General features: G+C 63.2%; 1 protein-coding gene. It reads right to left on the bottom strand.

The window, feature by feature from the left end:
• A partial coding sequence (locus CC207_RS14915; protein ID WP_371916461.1) for an immunoglobulin-like domain-containing protein occupies positions 1–3556 on the bottom strand: 3556 nt, incomplete at both ends.

Raw genomic sequence — 3556 nt, forward strand, 5'->3', positions numbered from 1 at the left:
CTGCACGGTGGCATTGCCACCCAGCTCGAGGTTCTCGAAGGTCTTGCCGGTGACTGTGGCATCGGTGATGCCGACGGTCAGCGAGCTGCCGTCCTTGAACACGTCGTCGCCTTGGGCGGCGGCCTTGTACTCGACCTGGGTCTGGCCGGCAGGAATGACTACCTTGGCGCCATTGCTCAGGGTGACGGTCAGGTCCTGGTCGAGCTTCTGGCTGACCTTGACGGTGAACGACGGCTGCTGGGCTTCGTTGACATCGCCGTTGCCGACGATGGTAACGGAGACCTTGTCGCCCTGGTTGCCGGTGCCTGGAGTGCCCGAGCCCGGTTCGTCGGTCACCGTGGTGGTCAGGGTATTGCTGCCGAGGGTCAGCTTCTCGAAGTTGCCGCCACCGGTGACGGACTCGATCTTGTTGACGATGCTCGGCTGGCCGCCGACGAACACGTCGTCCTTGGCGGTGATGGTGACCGTACCAGTGGCGCTGCCGGCCGGGATGGTGACCTTGGTGCCGTCGCTCAGGGTGAAGGTCAGGCCGTTATGGCCGTTGACCGGCAGACCTTGGGCGTTGGTCAGGGTGACGGTGTAGGTGAACTGGCCACCCTCGGCAACCGTGGTCTTGTCGGCGGACAGGGTCGCGACCACTTCGCTGATGGTGTCGCTGATCTGCACGGTGGCCGAACCGCCGAGCTCGAGGTTCTCGAAGGTCTTGCCGACCACGCTAGCATCGGTGATGCCGACGGTGAGCGGGCCGCCGTCCTTGAATACGTCGTCGCCCTGGACCGGCGCCTTGTACTCGACCTGGGTCTGGCCGGCAGGGATAACTACCTTGGCGCCATTGCTCAGGGTCACGGTGAGGTCCTGGTCGAGCTTCTGGCTGACCTTGACGGTGAACGACGGCTGCTGGGCTTCGTTGACATCGCCGTTGCCGACGATGGTGACCGAGACCTTGTCGCCCTGGTTGTCGGTGCCTGGAGTGCCCGAGCCCGGTTCGTCGGTGACCGAGGTCTTCACTTCGTTCTGACCCAGGGTCAGTTTCTCGAAGTTGTCGGCACCGGTGACGCCGGTGATCTTGTTGCTGATGGTGGCCTGGCCGCCGACGAACACGTCGTCCGGTGCGGTGATGGTGGCGGTGCCAGTGGCGCTGCCGGCTGGGATGGTGACCTTGGTGCCGTCGGACAGGGTGAAGGTCAGGCCGTTATGACCGTTGACCGACAGGCCCTGGGCGTTGGTCAGGGTCACGGTGTAGGTGATCTGGCCACCCTCAGTGACGGTGGTCTTGTCGGCGGACAAGGTGGCCACGACTTCACTGATGGTGTCGGTGATCTGCACGGTGGCGTTGCCGCCCAGTTCCAGATTCTCGAAGGTCTTGCCGGTGACCGTGGCATCGGTGATGCCGACGGTCAGCGAGCTGCCGTCCTTGAACACATCATCACCTTGGGCGTTGGCCTTGTACTCGACCTGGGTCTGGCCGGCCGGGATGATCACCTTGGCGCCATTGCTCAGGGTGACGGTCAGGTCCTGGTCGAGCTTCTGGCTGACCTTTACGGTGAACGACGGCTGCTGGGCTTCGTTGACGTTGCCGTTGCCGACGATGGTGACGGAGACCTTGTCGCCCTGGTTGTCGGTGCCTGGGGTGCCCGAACCTGGTTCGTCGGTGACGGTAGTCTTCACTTCGTTCTGACCCAGGGTCAGTTTCTCGAAGTTGTCGGCACCGGTGACACCAGTGATCTTGTTGCTGATGGTCGGCTGACCACCGACGAATACATCGTCCGCGGCGGTGATGGTGAAGGTGCCGCTGGCGCTGCCGGCCGGGATGGTGACCTTGGTGCCGTCGGTCAGGGTGAAGGTCAGGCCATTGTGGCCGGTGACCGACAGGCCCTGGGCGTTGGTCAGGGTCACGGTGTAGGTGATCTGGCCGCCTTCGGAAACGGTGGTCTTGTCGGCGGACAAGGTGGCCACGACTTCACTGATGGTGTCGGTGATTTGCACGGTGGCGTTGCCACCCAGCTCGAGGTTCTCGAAGGTATGGCCCGGAACCGTGGCATCGGTGATACCGACGGTCAGCGAGCTGCCGTCCTTGAACACGTCGTCGCCCTGTGCGGCGGCCTTGTACTCGGTCTGGGTCTGACCTGCCGGGATCACCACCTTGTCGCCGTTGGACAGGGTGACGGTCAGGTCGTAGCCAAGCTTCTGGCTGACCTTGACGGTGAACGACGGCTGCTGGTCTTCGGTGACGTTGCCGTTGCCGACGATGGTGACGGAGACCTTGTCGCCCTGGTTGTCGGTGCCTGGAGTTCCGGTGCCCGGCTCGTCGGTCACGGAGGTCTGCACTTCGTTCTGACCCAGGGTCAGTTTCTCGAAGTTGTCGGCACCGGTGACGCCGGTGATCTTGTTGCTGATGGTGGCTTGGCCGCCAACGAAGACGTCGTCAGGCGCCGTGATGATGGCGGTACCGCTGGCGCTGCCGGCCGGGATGGTGACCTTGGTGCCGTCGCTGAGGGTAAAGGTCAGGCCGTTGTGGCCGGTGACCGACAGGCCCTGGGCATTGGTCAGGGTCACGGTGTAGGTGATCTGGCCGCCTTCGGACACGGTGGTCTTGTCGGCGGACAGGGTGGCGACCACTTCACTGATGGTGTCGGTGATCTGCACGGTGGCGTTGCCACCCAGCTCGAGGTTCTCGAAGGTCTTGCCGGTGACTGTGGCATCGGTGATGCCGACGGTCAGCGAGCTGCCATCCTTGAACACGTCGTCGCCCTGGGCTGCGGCTTTGTACTCGACCTGGGTCTGACCGGCTGGAATGACGACTTTGTCGCCATTGCTCAGGGTGACGGTCAGGTCCTGGCCAAGTTTCTGGCTGACCTTGACGGTGAACGATGGCTGCTGGTCTTCGGTGACGTTGCCGTTGCCGACGATGGTAACGGAGACCTTGTCACCCTGGTTGTCAGTGCCTGGGGTGCCGGTACCCGGCTCATCGGTCACGCTCGTGGTGACGGTGTTGTCACCGAGGGTCAGCTTCTCGAAGTTGTCGCCACCGGCAACCGATTCGATCTTGTTGACGATGCTCGGCTGGCCACCGACGAACACGTCGTCCGGTGCAGTGATGGTGAAGGTGCCGCTGGCGCTGCCAGCGGGGATGGTGACCTTGGTGCCATCGGTCAGGGTGAAGGTCAGGCCGTTGTGGCCATTGACCGGCAGACCCTGAGCGTTGGTCAGGGTCACGGTGTAGGTGATCTGGCCGCCTTCGGTGACGGTGGTCTTGTCGGCGGTCAGGGTGGCGACCACTTCGCTGACAGTGTCGGTGATCTGTACCGAGGCGTTGCCGCCCAGCTCGAGGTTCTCGAAGGCTTTGCCATCGACAGCGGCATCGGTGATGCCGACGGTCAGGGTATCGCCATCCTTGAAGACGTCGTCGCCCTGAGCCTTGGCTTTGTATTCGGCTTCGGTCTGACCGGCCGGAATAACGACTTTATCGCCGTTCGACAGGGTGACGGTCAGGTCGTGGTCGAGCTTCTGGCTGACCTTGACGGTGAAGGCCGGCTGCTGGTCTTCGGTGACATCG

This window comes from Pseudomonas sp. DrBHI1, from assembly GCF_002205115.1.
Classification (GTDB): domain Bacteria; phylum Pseudomonadota; class Gammaproteobacteria; order Pseudomonadales; family Pseudomonadaceae; genus Aquipseudomonas; species Aquipseudomonas mosselii.